Below are 15,962 nucleotides of genomic sequence, written 5' to 3' on the forward strand. Positions count from 1 at the left end.
CCTCCCCTCTGTCCCCCACCCAGGAGTCTCCAGACCATGAGCATTTCCCCGACGCCCTCCCACCGGGGGCTCGAAGCCCTGCTGACGCCCCAGAACTCCGTGCTGGTGTTGATCGACCATCAGCCCTACCAGTTCGCCAACCTGCACAGCCATGAGCCGACGATGGTGGTCAACAACGTCGTCGGTCTGGCGAAGGCGGCGCGGGTCTACAAGGTGCCCACCATCCTCACCACCGTCATCGAGGAGCGCGGCGGCTACCTGATCAAGGGCCTGCAGGACGTGTTCCCCGAGCAGAAGCCCATCGACCGGACCTTCATCAACACCTGGGAGGACCGCCGCGTGGTGGACGCGGTGAAGAAGACGGACCGAAAGAAGCTGATCATCGCCGCGCTGTGGACGGAAATCTGCCTGGCCATGCCCGCCATCCAGGCCGCGGGCGAGGGCTATGACGTCTACGCCGTCACGGACGCCTCCGGTGGCGTCAGCCGCGAAGCGCATGACATGGCGGTGCGCCGCATGCAGATGGCGGGCGTGACGCCCATCACCTGGATGGCGGTGGCCGCCGAATGGCAGCGCGACTGGGCCCGCGAGGACAGCGCCACCGAGCTCGCCGGCGTGTTGTCCGAGCACGGCGGCGGCAGCGCCGTGGCCTTCGCCTGGGAGCTGCAGCTGCTGGCGGGCCGGCCCGGCCGGGGCGTCTGAAGGCACGGCGGGCCCGGTCCAGGGGGTGACTCACCTCCGGACTGCTGACATCGTCCTCCCGGGAAGTGGCTCCCCGCCGCCTGGGGAATGGGAGGACGATGTCGTGGAGACGCGCGCTGAACGGCTGAGCCCGCTGCCGGAGAACGTGGTGGACATCTCCGTCAGCCGGCGAAAATGGAATGGCATCTGCGTGGATGTGAATGCCACCCGCTGTTCGGGGCCGGCCGAGCATCCCCTGTGCCTGGAAAGCCATACACGCCTGAGCGCGTTGCTGGAGGAGGTTGGGGTGCCCTGTGAGCCGCGCCTGCGCGAAGGCCGGCCCTGCGCCATCGGTTACGTCCCCCGGCAGCTGAACCTCATCCCCGCCGGCATGCCACTGTGGGGCTACAGCGCCAATTCGCGCCTGGTGCGCGACGCCGTGCTCACGTTCGACTTGAAGGACCTGGGCGAGCGCCTGGGCCAACCGCTGAGCCCCACCGAGCTGGGTGCGCCGAGGCTGCGCTTCGTGGATGACCGGCTCTGGACGCTGATGCGGCTGCTGGCCGACGTGGTGGATGACGACGACCCCGCCACCCAGCTCTACGGCGATGGATTGACCGCCGCCCTCTTCGCCAGGCTGGGGTCGCGTCGTGGAGAACGCCCTTCAACGCGCAAGGGCCTGGCACCGTGGCAGCTCCGGCGGGTGCTCGACTTCATGGAGTCGCGCCTGCCTGGACGGGTCGAGCTGTCGGAGCTGGCGGCGCTGGTGGACCTGTCCCAGGCGCACTTCAGCCGCGCCTTCAAGGCCTCCACGGGCGTGGCGCCCTATCAATGGCAACTGCGCGCCCGCCTCGAGCGCGCACAGGCGATGATGCTGAGCACGCCCGCGTCGCTGGAGCAGGTCGCGGAAGCGACCGGCTTCGCCGACGCGGTGCACTTCGGCAAGGCCTTCCGGCGGGCCCACGGCACCACCCCCGCGAGGTGGCGCCGGGACCGGAAGGACTAGGCGCGCCTGAAGGATGCCAGGCAGCCCAACGTCACCCCCGCCATGAGCGAGGCGTAACCCACCAGGGGCCACGCGGTGTCACCGTCGAGCAGGACGACCATCAGGGTCCCCACGACGCCGACGACGAGGCTCTGGATGCAGAAGTGGAGCGCGACCGCCGTTCCCGCCACGGCGCCAAAGGCCTGGAGCGCGCCATTGGCGGTGACGGACGCGGCGAACACGATGCCCGCGGAGATGACCCACATGGGCGCGACGAACGTCCAGAAGGACGGCGCCATGAGGAGCTGCCCGGCGGTGAGCAACGCCGCGCCCAGCAGCAACAGGAGCATGCCGCGAGCAAGGCTGCCCGCCAGACCCCAGCGGGCCACGAAGTGCTTCGCGAAGCGTGTCGTCACCATCATGGCGAGCGCTGCGGTGGCGAAGGCCAGGCTGAAGCCCAGCTCCGAGAAACCCGCCCGTCCCATGAGCACGCGGGGCGCCGTGGAGAAGAACACGAAGAAGGAGCCCATCGCCGCGCTGAAGCCCAGCGTGTACGTCCAGAACGCGGCGCTGCGCAGGATGCGTGGGACGGACACCTTCTGAATAGCCACGCCGGAGGGTCGTGTTTCAGGCCAGCGAGGCAGTGCCTGGATCAACGCCGCCGTCGCCAGGACTCCGAGCGTGACGAAGATTGCCCGCCATCCGAAGCGACTCGAGAGCAGGGCCCCGGCGATGGGGCCCACTGCCGGAACGAAGGCCAGCATGGCGCTGAACAGGCTGTAGATGACCGCGCCTTCGGGCCGCTCCGCATAGACGTCCCGGACGGTGGCGAAGGTCGCGACGAGCGCGGCGGAGGCTCCCATGGCTTGCAGGAGCCGGAACCCGACGAACATCGCGGCATCGGTGGTGCTCGCGAGCAGGAAGGAGGAGAGCGCGAAGACCCACGCGCCCCCCAGCAACACCCGGCGCCTTCCGATGAGATCCGAGAGCGGGCCGAACACCAGCTGTCCGGCCCCGAGCATGGCCATGTAGAGGCTCAGCGTGAGTTGGATGATGGAGGCGGAGGTGCCGAGGACTCCGGTCATGGCCGGAACCACGGGGAGGTAGATGTCCATGGCCAGCGAGGCCAGGAGGTCGAAGGGGGCCATCAGCAACAGCGCTGCTGGCACGGAGAGATTCCACGACAGGGCTTTGGGGTCAGACATGAAGGCATCCGCGCAAATGAAGAACATCTGGCGGCGATCTGCCTCTCCACGGGGACCGGGATGAGCTGTGGCAGAGGGCCGCGGCAACGGTGGACGTGTCGCCGCGGCTCACTCATCTGCGGAACTGGCGTCTGCCATCCGGCGGGCTCCTGGGTGCATCGGGTCCGGGCGGGACGAAAACACCGGGCCCGTCCTGACAGGGCGTGCGAAGACCGGAGGGACCGCCCCTGTTCATCCCCGCGGCGCGCGATACGCCGGGAAGAAGCCCGTGTCGCCGCGGCCCGCTGAAAGGCGCGCGTACACCGAGGGATCGCAGATGACCTCGTGGGTGTGGAGGCGGGAGCTTGCGTTCGCGAAGCTCCGCTTGAACTGCTCGAGGCCGTCCCCCGGCCGCACGCCGCCGCCCAGGTGCAACGGCAGCCCCAGGCGGACGCTGAGCTCCACCATGGACTCGAAGACGGTGTTCTTGGTCGGAGAGCGCGACAGGTGCGCATCCGCCGTCCCGCCCAGGTAGTAGTGCAGCACGCCGTCGCTGGCGACCGCCACCCCCGAGGAGGCGATACGTCCGTCCGGTGCACGCGTCGTCACGAGCCAGGCCACCGGCGAGGAGAACAGGTCCTCGAAGTACGCGTCGGAGAAGAAGTACCGGGCGTGCGCTTCGTCGCGGACCATGGTCTGCCGGTAGACCTCCTTGAAGCCCGCGCGCTCCTCGTGCGAGGCCGCGCGCGCCGGACCGCAGGTGCTCACGTAGCCCAGCCGGGTGTTGCGCCGCATCTGCCGGCGGGCCTCCGCCTGGAACTCGAGGGGGCGCCGGGAGTCGATGAAGAACACCTCGTTGCGCTCCGTCCCGCCCGCGAAGCACCGGGGTCCCGAGACGCGGTCGCGCACGAAGAGGCTCACGAGCCCGACTCCGGTCCAATCCACGGCGTCCTTCGAGACGTCGCTCAATCCATCCAGCCGCCCCCCGGGAAAACCATACGGGGAGATGGCATCCTGGTAGGGCGTTCCCTCGATGGGCCGCACGAGGAGCGGCGCCCGCAGCGCGCGCCCATCGCCGTCCTCGATGACCAGCGTATGCGTCACCTGTTCGGCTCGCAGGTGGTGTGCGGAGCGGAAGTAGTCCTCCGACAGGGCGGACATTCCCGCGTCAGGAATCAGGACGGCGCGGCAGGTTTTCGAGCTCGGAGACGTCAGTCGCAAGGCTTCGGTGTGATTCATTCGAGCGCATCCTTTCCGTGAGCGAGGCAGGGCCCGCCGACCCCCTGCTCCAGCGCGGGGCGCGGAGGCCCTCAGGCGAGGTGTGACGGGACCGCCGCCCGGACTCCTGCCTTCCGCCGCCACTGCCGGAAGGCACGCAACGAGGGCTGTTCGACTCCGTAGGTGATGCCAATGGCCAGCAGGAACCCGGCCGTCAGCGCAACCGCGATGGCCGCCTCGGGGCGCCAGGCCGCGGCCTCCAGCCGCCGGATGATGACGTAACCGATGTTCTGGTGGACCAGGTAGAACGGATAGGAGATGAACCCCATGAAGAGCAGCGGGCGCCAGGAGAGCCAGCGCAGCCAGCCCTTGGACAACGCGTAGGCGAGGCCCAGCACCACCGGGAACACGGGGGCGGGGGCCTCACTCCCCACGAACACCTCGTGAGCGAAGCTGACGGCGACGAGCACGAGCGCGGACGGAAGGGAGACCTCGCCGCGGCTCTGCTTGAAGGCCAGCACGCCCAGCGAGAAGTACTGCAGGTGCGGCCGGCTCGCGAGCCTCGCCAGGAAGGTCATGCCCAGGGCCTGGGCCGCCAGCTCCGCCAGGGTCTGCAACACGACGAGCACGATGAAGATGGGGATGATCCTGGGCAGCGTCCGCGTGTACGCGAGCACGAACATCAGCAGGTAGAACGACAGCTCGATGGTCAGCGTCCAATACACGGTGTCGACGTGCGGGACGCGGAGGAGCTCGTGAAACATGGTCAGGTTGACCAGGGCCGTCTGGAGGCTGAACTCGCGCTCCGGCAGCCCGAACAGCGTCACCACCGTGAAGGTGAGCGCGACGGCCGTCCAATAGGACGGGTAGAGCCGGGCCGCGCGGCTCCACACGAAGTCCCGGGCCCGCTCCACGCGCTCCAGCGACATCAGGATGACGAAGCCGCTGATGGCGAAGAACAGCTGGACGCCATACTTCCCGAAGCGCATCTCCCAGAGGGGAACCGTGTGTCCGTAGAGGTCGCTGTATTCCGCCGTGAAGTGATACAGCGCGACCGCCAGCGCCGCGAACCCCCGGAGCGCGTCCAGCTCCACCAGACGGGGTGGGTTCGCCTCCGGAGCGGCAGGAATGCGTGTCATCCGGGTTCACCCTTCCTGGAGCTCTCCGGTCAGCGGTCGGAGCGAGTCCAACGGTAGGTGTCTCCCGGTGTTATCACCATGCACCCTTGGGTCGCGGGCATATGTCACGTCGTCCGCATGCGCCGGCCCTCGCGACGGAGGGCGGACATGCGACATGCCACTCAACTCCGGGGCGCGCGATACGCGGGGAAGAAGCCCGTGTCGTCGCGGCCTTCCGACAGGCGGGCATACACCTCCGGCTCGCAAATCAGCTCATGGGTGTGGAGGCGGGAGCTCGCGTTGGACAGGCTCCGCTTGAACTGCTCCAGGCTGTCCCCCGGCCGGATGCCTCCGCCCAGATGGAGCGGAACGCCGAGTTGCGAGCAGAGGTCCGCCAGCGTTCCAAAGACATTCTTCGCTGGCGAGCGCGACAGGTGCGCATCCGCCGTTCCACCCAGGTAGTAGTGCAGCATGCCGTCGCTGCTGACACACAGCGCGGCGGAGGCCACGTCCCCCTTCGGTGAATGCGTCGTCACCAGCCAGGCGCACGGGGACGCAAACAACTCCTCGAAATAGGCATCGGAGAAGAAGTACCGGGAGCTCGCCCCTTCGCGGACCATGGTCTGCCGGTAGGCCTCCTGGAATCCCTCCCGATCCTCGCGCGACGCCACGCGCGCCTCACGCGCGGCGCTCACGAAGCCCAGCCGGAGGTTGCGCCGGATGTGCCGGTAATGCATCTCCCGGAACTCCACCGGCAGGCGCGGGTCGATGAAGAACACCTCGTTGCGCTCCGTCCCACCCGCGAAGCACCAGGGCCCCGCGATGCGGTCGCGAACGAAGAGGCTGACGAGCTCCGTTCCCGTCCAATCCACCGCCTCCTTCGACACCTCCTGGAGGCCGTCCAGCACGCCGCCGGGAAACCCATATGGGGAAATGGCGTCGCGGTAGGGCGTTCCCTCGATGGGCCGCACGATGAGCGGCACCCGCTGCGCGTTCCCCTCGCCGTCCTCGATGACCAGCGTATGCGTCACCCGTTCGGCTCGCAGATGATGCGCGGAGCGGAAGTAGTTCTCCGACAGCGCCAACGCCCCCTCATCAGGGACGAGCACGGCCCTCATTCGCATCATCCGCATGGCTGTGCCCCCGCCACCTGTGTCATCACGACTGTATTTCGTTTTGTTACTGGCTTTCGCGTTGCAGGGTAGCCTTCTAGCCCCTGCGCTGGAGCCGCCCGCCGGGGCAGCCCCGATGTTGGAATCCGGGCGGTGATGCGGCTGGGCCTCGCCCTGCCGTCACGGTGTTCGGGTTCGCCGACGGGAGTGACGCGCCGCGCCTGCTGCTACGCTCGGCTGATTCGACTCCGGGAACCATCCACCGATGAAGCGCGTCCTCCTCGTCCTGCTGGTCCTCGTCCTGCTTCTCGGGGGCGTCCTCGTCGTCCGCACGCTGGGCTTCGGTTCACGGCAGGTGACCGCCGAGCCCGCCGAGCCCTTCACGGTGGATGCCGCCGCAGCCGCGAGCCGCCTCGCGGAGGCACTGCGCCACCGCACCATCGCCTCCTCCGACGGAATGAGCGCGGAGCACGCCGCCTTTCAGGCGCTGCATGACGGGTTCGTGGCGCGGTTTCCGCGCGTGCACGCGGAGCTCGCGCATGAGGCCGTGGGCACGCATGCGCACCTCTACACCTGGAAGGGTTCAGAGCCCGACCTGCGGCCCGTGTTGCTGATGGGCCACCTGGACGTGGTGCCCGCGGAGGCGGAGGCCACCTGGAGCCACCCACCCTTCGGTGGCGTCGTGGCGAACGGCTATGTGTATGGACGCGGGACGCTGGACGACAAGGGCAGCGTGCTCGCCATCCTGGAAGCCGTGGAGGGCCTGCTCGCCGAGGGCTACCGCCCCCGCCGCACGGTGATGCTCGCGTTCGGCGCGGACGAGGAGGTGGGCGGGCATGACGGTGCCGCGCGCGTGGCCGCGCTGCTGCGTGAGCGGGGCGTGGGCCTGGAGTCGGTGCTGGACGAGGGCGGCCCCATCGGCGTGGGGCTGGTGCCCGGCGTGGCCGCGCCGGTGGCGCTGGTAGGAGTGGCGGAGAAGGGCTCGGCGCGCGTGGAGCTGGTGGTGCGGAGCGCGGGCGGACACGCGTCCATGCCGCCCCCGCAGACCGCCGCGAACACCCTGGCCCGGGCGCTCGTGCGGCTGGAGGAGAACCCGTTCAAGCCCGAGCTGCGCGGCGGGACGCGGGCGCTCTTCGAGTACGTGGGGCCGGAGATGAACTTCGGCATGCGCCTGCTCTTCGCCAACACCTGGCTCTTCGCGCCCGTCATCGAGCGGCAGATGTCCGCGGCGCCCTCCACGAACGCCAGCATCCGCACCACCTTCGCGGCCACCATGCTCGAAGGCAGCCCCAAGCCCAACGTGCTGCCCTCAAAGGCGCGCGCGGTGCTCAACGTCCGCCTGCTGCCGGGCGACAGCCTGGAGGACGTGCGCACCCACATGCGCAAGGTGGTGGATGACGAACGAGTGGAGCTGACCGCCGAGGGCGACGAGGCCTCGCCGGTGTCGCGCCTGGACACGGAGGGCTGGGGCCAGTTGCAGCGCAGCATCCGGCAGGTGTTCCCGGACGTGCTGGTGGCGCCCTTCCTCACCGTGGCGGCCACGGACGCGCGCTACTTCCATCCCCTGAGCGACAGCGTGTACCGCTTCGTGCCGGTGCGGATGAACCGTGAGGACCTCACCCGGATGCACGGCCGCGACGAACGGCTCTCCGTGGAGGAGCACGCCGCCGCCATCCGGTTCTATGCGCAGTACCTGCGCAACAGCACGCGCTGACAGGGCACGCCTACGCCGCGACGAATGGCAGCAGTTCGTCGAGGCGGGTGAAGACGACGGTGGGCGCACGTGAGCGCAGCAGCGCCTCCGTCGCGTAGCCCCACGTCACCGCGGCTGTGGCGATGCCCTCGGCCGCGGCGGCCTCGATGTCGCGCACCTCGTCGCCCACGGAGAGGGCCTCGCCGGGACGCACGCCCGCGGCCTTCAGCACCTTCCGGAATTTCGTCCGCTTGCCGAAGAGGCCCGCGCCGCAGGCGTAGTGGCGAATGCGCGCGGACGCCACCGGCCCCAGCACGCGCCGCACGTTCTCCTCCGCGTTGGAGCTCACCACGGCCAGGGTGATGCCCCGTGCCTCCAGTTGCTCCAGCATCGCCTCCACGCCCGGGAAGGTCGGGATGCGGTGCGCGTCACGCGCGACGAGCTTGCGCATGTGGGCGGCGATGAAGGGCATCTTCCACAGGGGCACGCCGAGCTGCGCGATGATGGCCCGGGTGTCCTGCCCGCGCAGCGCCTCCAGCTCCTCCGCGCTGACGGTGCGGAAGCCATAGCGCCGGGCCACGTCGTTGAAGATGCCGCGCAGCCAATCCGCGCTGTCCGCGAGCGTCCCGTCGAAGTCGAAGATGATCAGCCGGTATCCCATGGGGCTCAGTTCAGGGTTCCACAGTCGGCGATGCGCTGCACCCGGAGCGCGGCCAGCCGCACCAACGGCGCCGCCACCTCCGGGCCTTCCAGCAGGGCCACCGCGCGGGCCACGGCGTCCAGGGTGGACATCCCCGCGGGGTGCGAGGGTTCGCGAAGCCGGAGCAGACCGGGCTCCGGCGGAGGCAGCACCAGCCGGGGCAGTGCCCGCAGCTCGGGGAGCCGCTGGGTCATCCTCCGCGCCTGCGACCAGTTCGCGTCCAGCACCACCACCTGCCTGGGAGGAGGCGCGTCCGGCGGCGCGGTGGGACCGTCTGGGAAGAGCAACCAGGTCCCCGGTTCGGAGAGGACCTCGATGTCGAGGGTCCCCGCCATCGAGCCGTGGATGAGCAGCTTCGCGTTCGCGAGGGCGAGCGCGGCCACGCCCCCGGTGTTGCTCCGCTTCGACACCTCCATCACGTGCTGGAGGAAGACGAAGCGGGTCCGGGTCTCCACCTGGGGAACCTCCGCGCACAGGCACAGGTGTTTCGCCAGGTTGCAACGCGAACAGCGAGGTGGACGGGCAGCACGGGGAGGCATCCTCCCGTCATCCTGTGCCCGTCCCCTCGCGAAGAGAAGCACTCGTTGAGAGCGCTTCAGCCCCCCTGCGTGCGGCACCATGCGATTCGCGTCGCGGCCAGCGCACGGGGTGAGTCCACCGTCACGGTGTCCGTCCCCGAGGGCACGGCCGCCAGCTCCGTCAGCGGCGCTTCGAGCGCGGTGACGACCTGCGTCTCGGCGTTGCCTGCCTTCGCCAGGAAGGGGAGCCGCACCGTGAGCTGGGTGGCCTGGCTGCCCCGCTTCTCGGTGCGCACCACCAGGCTGCTCGGAATCGCGCCGCTCGTCGTGCCACAGCTGGAGGAGCCCCCCGCCGCTCCCGGCGCCTGAACCCGCGCCACGCGAATCATCACGTCCTCCGACTCCACCGGCGTCCCGGCGTTCGTCGCCGTCACCTGTCCCAGCGAGCCTGTCTCCGCCAGCGCGCCCCCCTGCCCTTCCTGTCCACCGGAGATGAAGCGGGCCTCCAGCGGGGTGGTGACCGACAGGGCGTCCTTCAGGGGCGTGCCGAGCCGGGGCGTGCCATTGACAGACAGCGGGGGCGCCACGACGTACTCCTGCTCATGCCAGCCGAAGTCGCTGCCAGACGCGCCCCGGCCGCCCGCGGGGGTGTTGCGGAGCACGACGCCGAGCAGGGCGCCCTCTTCGTCCAGCGTCCAGGCCGGGATGCCCTGATGGTAGATGCCTCCCACCGGCTGGCTGCCCTGCTGGATGCAGGGAATCACGTAGTCATGGGTGGCCACGAAGGTCGGACCGGGCCAGTTGGGCACGGGCAGGACGTCCTGCTGGTAGTGCGGCGTGCCGTAGCTGAGCGTCGTGGGCGCCGTCCCGCTCGGGTTCACCATGGGGAACGCCACCGCGACCGACATGCCAGAAGGCGAGGCACCCGTGAGCTTCATCCGGAGGAAGCGCTCGCCCACCACCAGCGAGTACTCCAGCGTGAACCTGTGGCCGCTGTTCTGCTCCGTCACCTCCGCCTGCAAGCGATAACGGTACGGTCCCTGCTCCAGCCACCGCGCGTCTCCTCCCACGAACTTCGCGGACCCGTCCCTGCTGAACTTGCCATAGGCAGGCGGATTGGTGGAGGCATACGGCTCATTGCCGAACTGATAGATGTTGCCAGTGTCGGTGTAGAACCGCAGCTGATTGCCCACGCGTTTGGAGGCGAAGAGGCTGCGAGTCCCGCCGTCCACTCCATACGAGAACTGGCTGATGCCCCACCCGTGCTCCTTGGAGAGGGTCACGCTGATCAAGTCGTTCTCGAGGGTCGCCGTGTCCCCCACGGACGGCTGCGCGATCACGATGGGCCCCGGCGGGGACAGGGTGGAGAGGTAGACCGTCTCGTATCCCGCGCTGGGGGGCGCCGCCATGAAGAGGAGGTTCCCGTTCGCGGCCCGCTGGATGGGCAGCAAGCCGTCACGGGTCCGCACGCTCTTCACGGCGTGGAAGCGCAGGTCCGCCAGTGGAGGGGTCAGCTCCGCCAGCAGTCCGTGGACCCGCTCGAACCCGAGCGTGTTGCACACGACGACAGGGAGCTCCTGGGACTGAGGCTTCGCGGAGATGCCCTGCGCGAGCAGCTCCATCCCCTGGTCCAGGGCGGCCCTCGCCACCGAGACGCCCTGCCGGCTCAGCGGCAGCTGCTCGCCGTAATACACGTTGTCCGGAGACGTGCCCGTCACGAAGTCGTGATGGGAGCTGGGGGCCAGGACCTCCCAGCCATTCCAGACGGTGGAGTCGAACGCGTCCAGCGAAGAGGTGGCGTAGCTGCTGCTGGTGCGAAGCAGCGCGCCGATGACCTCCGCGGACATCAGCGCGCGCACCGCCGCGTACTGGTTCCGCTTCAGCGCGGGGCGGCTGGCGAAGTAACCCGTCCAGTAGTTCTGCGCGTTGAGCGGTGCGTTCACGGGGAGCGAGGCGCCGCTTTGCAGGACGGCGTCCATGTATGTCTTGAACGTCCCCGTTGTTCCCTTGACGCCATTGCTGTTGCCATTGCTGGTGTTGTAGGCGTGGGTCACGTTCAACCAGCTCAACACCTCGCCTGACGGGGAGGTGACGGAGGGCGTGGCGAAGTCGATGCCCACGGGAATGAAGCGGAGGCCGTTGGGCCAGCCCGAGCCGTACTGGTTGACGAACTGGTTCACCGTCTGGGCATTGCTGGAGATGTCGTCCGCGTCCAGGTAGCCCACCGTGCCGTAGGTGTTGGGCATGAAGAGCGTGGTGATGCGGGAGCCGTCCCCTGCCTGCCAGTGGAAGACCAGGCCTTGGGTGTTCAACTGCGACGCGATGGAGGGACCCACGGGGTCGATGGGCGCGGCCCCCGGCGACCCCTGGGGCGAGCCGGGCACGCGGGAGAGCCCGGCCGTGGTGAGGCCCATGGCGTTCAGCACCACCGGCAGCTGGGGGTCATGCCCGAAGTCATCCGGGAGCCACGCCGAGTCGTACAGGTTGGCCTCGAGCCCGGCCTGCTTCGCCCAGGTGCGTCCCACCAGGTAGTTGCGGATGAAGAGTTCGCCCGCGCAGACGAGGTTGTCCGGCGACGTGATGCCACCGCCCATCAGGCAGAAGTCGTCACCCGCCGCCGCGAAGGCCGTGATGCCTGCCGGGTTGTCCCGCGCATAGCGTTGCAGGAAGCCCACCTCCGTCACGGAGAAGGTGAAGCCGATCCGCCGGGAGAAGAGCGACACCGCGGCGTTGAAGATGTTCTGGACCGTGTCGCGTCCGGAGCTGGAGCCGGTGGCCTGGTTGTTGGAGGCGTAGTACTGGTCGAACGTGTAGACCCAATCCCAGTCAATGTGCGTCGTCGGGCAGATGAGGATGCCCTGGGTGAAAGGCGTCTTGGAGGTCATGAGCGCTTTTCCGATGCGAGGGGGAACGCCCAGCCCCTACGCAATTCGGATGCCACGCTGCGCTCGCCCCTGGAGAGCCTGGAGTCAGCCCTGGCGCCGCGTCACCTCAGCAAGCGGCTGCGTCAGCACGGAACGCGACACCGCTCATTTCGCCCTGGCGGTGCGTGCGAAGGCCTCTCGGGAGCGTTCAATCTCCGGCCGGTGTTGCTGCGCCCACATCGCGAGCACGGACACCGGTTCGAGCAGCGTGCGCCCCAGCTTCGTGAGCGCGTAGTCCACGCTCGGCGGCGTCGTCGGGTGCACGGTGCGCGTCAGCAGTCCGTCCCGCTCCAGGTTGCGCAGCGTGAGGGTCAGCATGCGCTGGGAGATGCCTTCGATGGCGCGCTTGAGCTCGCTGAAGCGCACGGGGCCCTCGCCCAGGCTGACGACGACCATCACGCTCCACTTGTCCCCGACGAGGCTGAGGATTTCGCGCGTCGCGACGCAGTCGTCGTCATAGCGCCCGGTCATCTTTCCGTACCCTGGTGACTTCAATGTGCCTCCTTGTCCGGCCTGTGCACGGTATGCCAGAGAGACGTGGTCATCATCCGTAACCAGGCACACAGAAGTAACCCCGGAGCCACGTATGGATACGCTCTCCCCTCCCGTTGGCGTTTCAGCGAAGCCGTCCAAAGCCCTTCACATGGGCCTGTGGGTCGTCCAGGCGCTGCTGGGCATCACCTTCGTCGGCTCGGGCATCTGGAAGGCGCTCACGCCCCTGCCGGAGCTCGCCGCGATGATTCCGTGGGCGGGCCAGGTGTCGCCTGCGTTCCTGTACTTCATCGTCGCGGTCGACCTGGCGGGCGGGATGGGCGTCGTCCTGCCCTCGCTCACGCGGGTGAAACCGGGCCTGACGGTCCTCGCGGCCCTGGGCTGCGCGTTGCTCCAGGTCAGCGCCATCGTCTTCCACTTCTCTCGCGGCGAGGCGGCGAACACGCCCTTCAACTTCTTCCTGGTCGCGCTGTCGCTCTTCGTCTTCTGGGGGCGCAGGACGCGCGCTCCCATCAAGCCCCGGCACGCCTGAGAATCACCGCGCGCGCATCCACGTTGAGGACCTGGGTCCCGCTCGCGAGCGTGACGAGCGGCACGTCCCAATGACAGTGGCCGCAGATGACGAGGAGCCTGCTCCAGGGCTCCACCGCCTCCCGGATGATGGCGTTGCCTCGCAGCCCCGTTCCCGGGGCGTCCGGGCCCTCGTGGAGGACGAGCACCTGCGGCTCCTGGAGCAGCACCTCTTCAATCCGTTCCAGCTGGGCGGATTGCTCGCGCCGGTTGAGCTTGTCCGCGCGCCCGATGATGTAGCTCACCCCGCCCACCGAGAGTCCGTCCGGCGCGACGACTTCGCCATCCAGCAGTTTCTGCCTGGGTTGGCGGAAGAAGCGCTCGCGCTCCCCGGTACCGCCGAACGTGTCGTGATTTCCCGCCACGCCAACGACCCAACGGAAGTACCTGGCGAAGGCAGTCCAGACGCTCCGCACGTCGCCGGAGGCGCCCCGTTCGTCCGCGGTGTCGTTGGAGAAGAGGTCTCCCGCCAGGATGATGCCGGTGCGGTTCGCGGGAGGGAGGCCGCCCGCCTTGCACATCATCGCCAGCTCGTCGGCCACGACCTCTCCCAGGAGCGCCGCCGCCCCACCCTTCACGGCATGGGGCGCCATCCCCTGGAGGTCCGAGAGCGCGATGACCGCGTCCAGGTCCGTGGGAAGCGCGTCCACCTGACCGCCCAGCAAGGGGAGTCGTTCCGCGCGGATGCCTCCACGCGGCGACGCGTTCAGGTACCACCACTCATGAAGGGGCTTCTCTTCGACGGACAGGATTCTCATGCGCCCCCCGGACGGAGCCTGCCCGTGGGGCTGACAGGAGCGGGGCCTCCCTTAAGGAAAGCCCCGCGCCTTCGCATCAGCTCACGTCACGCCTTGGCGCCCTTCGGGGCCTCGTGCTCGTCACGGCCGTGGACGGAGGAGACGGGGCTCGTGGCCTCCACTGCGGAGAAGGTCTCCAGGACCTTGTACGTGTGGCTGGCCCCGCGCGGCACGAGCCAGGAGTCACCGGGGTTCAGCAGGATGACCTGCCCCTCCAGGTGCAACTCCGCGCGGCCCTTGAGCACGAAGCCCACGGTCTCGTAGTCGCGCGTGCTGGCGGGCTTGGCCTCGGCGGGCGGCTCGTCCTCCCACAGCCGCATGGCCACACGGACGCCGGATGCGAGGTACTTCTGGCCCATCTCCCCCTTGGGGGAATGGCGGCTCTCGACCTTCTTCACGCTGGTGTCGCCCATGTTCGCCTCTCCTTGGGGGGCGGCGTGCGGCGCCGCGCTCCTCCTGGGAGAAGGTAGGGAAGACCCCGGACCGTGGCGGACCGCGTCGCGGTGGCCGCCCGCCTGCCCTGCGTCCGGAAAGACGAAAGCCCAGCCTCCTTGGGGAGACTGGGCTTCGAGGACTCACCTCAAGGGGTGAATCAAAGGTTCGGCTCGTTTAGCCGGCGCGAACGTTCTGCGCCTGCAGGCCCTTGGGGCCCTTGGTGACTTCGAACTCCACCTTCTGGCCCTCGGCCAGGGTGCGGAAGCCATCCATGTTGATCGCAGTGTGGTGGCAGAAAACGTCTTCGCCATTGTCCTGCGCGATGAAACCGAAGCCCTTCGCGTCGTTGAACCACTTCACGGTACCAGATGCCATTGTGAGTCTCTTCTCTTTCTCTGCTCTGAACAGGTGGGAGGCTCGCGCCTTCCACCGGTGCCGGAACGAACACCGCCCCGGCACGCCGGGTACTCTACCGACTTCCGGCGCGAACACCACTCCTGAGGGTGGAATCCTGCCGGCAGTCGTCCTGCATCCGACACAGCGGCTGCAGTCGAGGCCCGGCGTTGGAACATCCCATGCCCCACCGGGCATTCCGGACACCCCTCCGAAGGCCCTTCACATTTCTTCACCGCCGCCGGGCGTGGGCTTCACACCCGCCCTCTACCTTGAGCTCCGTCAGAAACGACACGGGCCCGCCGATCCGGCGCTCGCCTGCTTCCTGGAGCCAAGACCATGTTCGGATTCATCTTCGGTACCGCCTGCCTCGCCGGTCTCTTCGCCACCCTGCGCCGGGGGCGCTACGGACACCACCACCACGGCCGCGGAGGCCGGTTTGGCATGCGCCCCCGGCTGCGCTGGCTCTTCGAGCGGCTGGAGACGTCCCCCGGCCAGGAGAAGGTCATCGTGAAGGCCGTGGAGAACGTGCGCGAGGCCTTCGCCAAGGTGAAGGACCAGTGGGGCCCCAGCCGCACGTCGCTCGCGGGCTCGCTGCGCGGGGAGCACTTCGACGGCGCCATGCTGCGCGAGCTGTTCACCCGCCACGACGTGGCGCTGGAGACGCTGCGCAACGCCGTGCAGGACGCCCTGTCCCAGGTGCACGAGGCGCTGGAGCCCAACCAGCGCCGCGAGCTCGCGGACATCATCGAGCACGGCTGGGGCTACGGATGGCGCGGCGAGGGCCGGGGCTGGCACGGGCGGCGCTGCGGCGGATACGGCCGGTGGGGTGGCCGCCCCCACAACGATGACGGCCCCGCGTCCTTCGTCTGAAACCACCCTTCCCTGTCCCCTTCCTGGAGATTGCCCATGCGTCACCGTCTGCTCGTCGTCCTCCTCGCCGCGGGTGCCATCGGAGGCTATGCCTCCGGCTTCGCGAGCCTCGCCCGCCACCACCGCTCCGCCTGCCACCGGGGTGACTGGGGCGGCCCCGCCTACCGCAACGGGATGCCGCCCTACTGGGACTGGCACGCCCCCAGGCCCCAGGGCGCACCGGGCCCCGCCGACGCACCGGGAGCGCGTTAGGATTCGCCCCGCCCATG

Annotated in this window: 17 protein-coding genes; 6 read left to right on the forward strand and 11 right to left on the reverse strand. The window is 69.0% G+C overall.

What is annotated here, in order from left to right; genetic code table 11:
- Positions 1-36: 36 nt before the first annotated feature.
- Positions 37-702: a hydrolase gene (locus D7X99_RS39020; RefSeq protein WP_121782180.1), complete on the forward strand. Its 666-nt coding sequence runs from the start codon at positions 37-39 to the stop codon at positions 700-702.
- Between the two features lie 103 nt (positions 703-805).
- A complete protein-coding gene (locus tag D7X99_RS39025; protein WP_120578908.1) occupies positions 806-1,687 on the forward strand; it encodes a helix-turn-helix domain-containing protein in 882 nt (293 codons plus the stop codon).
- On the opposite strand, the gene cml is transcribed toward D7X99_RS39025, so the two are convergent.
- The 4 genes from cml to D7X99_RS39045 all read right to left on the reverse strand — a co-directional run bounded on the left by cml (position 1,684) and on the right by D7X99_RS39045 (position 6,304).
- Positions 1,684-2,871, reverse strand: coding sequence for a CmlA/FloR family chloramphenicol efflux MFS transporter (gene cml, locus D7X99_RS39030; RefSeq protein WP_171805417.1), 1,188 nt, complete (start codon positions 2,869-2,871; stop codon positions 1,684-1,686). The genes D7X99_RS39025 and cml overlap by 4 nt on opposite strands.
- 231 nt (positions 2,872-3,102) lie before the next feature.
- Complete coding sequence (locus D7X99_RS39035) at positions 3,103-4,011, reverse strand: GNAT family N-acetyltransferase (protein ID WP_233614088.1); 909 nt, start codon at positions 4,009-4,011, stop codon at positions 3,103-3,105.
- Positions 4,012-4,160: 149 nt separating this feature from the next.
- On the reverse strand, positions 4,161-5,207 hold the full coding sequence (locus D7X99_RS39040; RefSeq protein WP_121782183.1) for an acyltransferase: 1,047 nt from the start codon (positions 5,205-5,207) through the stop codon (positions 4,161-4,163).
- A 161-nt stretch (positions 5,208-5,368) separates the two neighbouring features.
- The gene (locus D7X99_RS39045) at positions 5,369-6,304 is read right to left on the reverse strand and encodes a GNAT family N-acetyltransferase (protein ID WP_233614090.1); all 936 of its coding nucleotides are present in this window, start codon (positions 6,302-6,304) and stop codon (positions 5,369-5,371) included.
- Between the two features lie 259 nt (positions 6,305-6,563).
- Here D7X99_RS39045 and D7X99_RS39050 point away from each other — a divergent pair, with 259 nt between their 5' ends.
- The gene (locus D7X99_RS39050; protein ID WP_121782185.1) at positions 6,564-8,012 is read left to right on the forward strand and encodes a M20 family peptidase; all 1,449 of its coding nucleotides are present in this window, start codon (positions 6,564-6,566) and stop codon (positions 8,010-8,012) included.
- A gap of 10 nt (positions 8,013-8,022) precedes the next feature.
- Here D7X99_RS39050 and D7X99_RS39055 read toward each other — a convergent pair whose 3' ends face one another.
- From D7X99_RS39055 to D7X99_RS39070, 4 genes are all read right to left on the reverse strand, one after another.
- Positions 8,023-8,652 (reverse strand): HAD hydrolase-like protein, encoded by a 630-nt coding sequence (locus D7X99_RS39055; RefSeq protein ID WP_121782186.1) that lies wholly within the window; start codon positions 8,650-8,652, stop codon positions 8,023-8,025.
- Positions 8,653-8,657: 5 nt separating this feature from the next.
- A complete protein-coding gene (locus tag D7X99_RS39060; protein ID WP_121782187.1) occupies positions 8,658-9,230 on the reverse strand; it encodes a tRNA-uridine aminocarboxypropyltransferase in 573 nt (190 codons plus the stop codon).
- Between the two features lie 56 nt (positions 9,231-9,286).
- Positions 9,287-12,094 carry a hypothetical protein gene (locus D7X99_RS39065; protein WP_121782188.1) on the reverse strand — a complete coding sequence of 936 codons (2,808 nt, stop codon included), beginning with the start codon at positions 12,092-12,094 and terminating at the stop codon, positions 9,287-9,289.
- Between the two features lie 144 nt (positions 12,095-12,238).
- Entirely contained in the window at positions 12,239-12,604 is a 366-nt protein-coding gene (locus D7X99_RS39070; RefSeq protein ID WP_233614092.1) for a helix-turn-helix domain-containing protein, read from the reverse strand.
- A gap of 172 nt (positions 12,605-12,776) precedes the next feature.
- Here D7X99_RS39070 and D7X99_RS39075 point away from each other — a divergent pair, with 172 nt between their 5' ends.
- Complete coding sequence (locus D7X99_RS39075; protein ID WP_233607454.1) at positions 12,777-13,157, forward strand: DoxX family protein; 381 nt, start codon at positions 12,777-12,779, stop codon at positions 13,155-13,157.
- Here D7X99_RS39075 and D7X99_RS39080 read toward each other — a convergent pair.
- The 3 genes from D7X99_RS39080 to D7X99_RS39090 all read right to left on the reverse strand — a co-directional run bounded on the left by D7X99_RS39080 (position 13,138) and on the right by D7X99_RS39090 (position 14,802).
- Positions 13,138-13,953 carry a metallophosphoesterase gene (locus D7X99_RS39080; protein ID WP_233614094.1) on the reverse strand — a complete coding sequence of 272 codons (816 nt, stop codon included), beginning with the start codon at positions 13,951-13,953 and terminating at the stop codon, positions 13,138-13,140. The two genes, D7X99_RS39075 and D7X99_RS39080, sit on opposite strands and share 20 nt — an antisense overlap.
- A gap of 86 nt (positions 13,954-14,039) precedes the next feature.
- A complete protein-coding gene (locus D7X99_RS39085) occupies positions 14,040-14,405 on the reverse strand; it encodes a cupin domain-containing protein (protein ID WP_120578920.1) in 366 nt (121 codons plus the stop codon).
- Positions 14,406-14,601: 196 nt separating this feature from the next.
- Positions 14,602-14,802, reverse strand: coding sequence for a cold-shock protein (locus D7X99_RS39090; protein WP_120563874.1), 201 nt, complete (start codon positions 14,800-14,802; stop codon positions 14,602-14,604).
- A gap of 357 nt (positions 14,803-15,159) precedes the next feature.
- Between D7X99_RS39090 and D7X99_RS39095 the strand changes: the two genes are divergently transcribed.
- Complete coding sequence (locus D7X99_RS39095) at positions 15,160-15,693, forward strand: periplasmic heavy metal sensor (protein WP_120578921.1); 534 nt, start codon at positions 15,160-15,162, stop codon at positions 15,691-15,693.
- A gap of 36 nt (positions 15,694-15,729) precedes the next feature.
- On the forward strand, positions 15,730-15,945 hold the full coding sequence (locus D7X99_RS39100) for a hypothetical protein (RefSeq protein WP_121782191.1): 216 nt from the start codon (positions 15,730-15,732) through the stop codon (positions 15,943-15,945).
- The last annotated feature ends 17 nt before the right edge of the window (positions 15,946-15,962 follow it).

The sequence above is a fragment of the Corallococcus sp. AB032C genome, assembly GCF_003668935.1.
Taxonomy (GTDB): Bacteria; Myxococcota; Myxococcia; order Myxococcales; family Myxococcaceae; genus Corallococcus; species Corallococcus exiguus.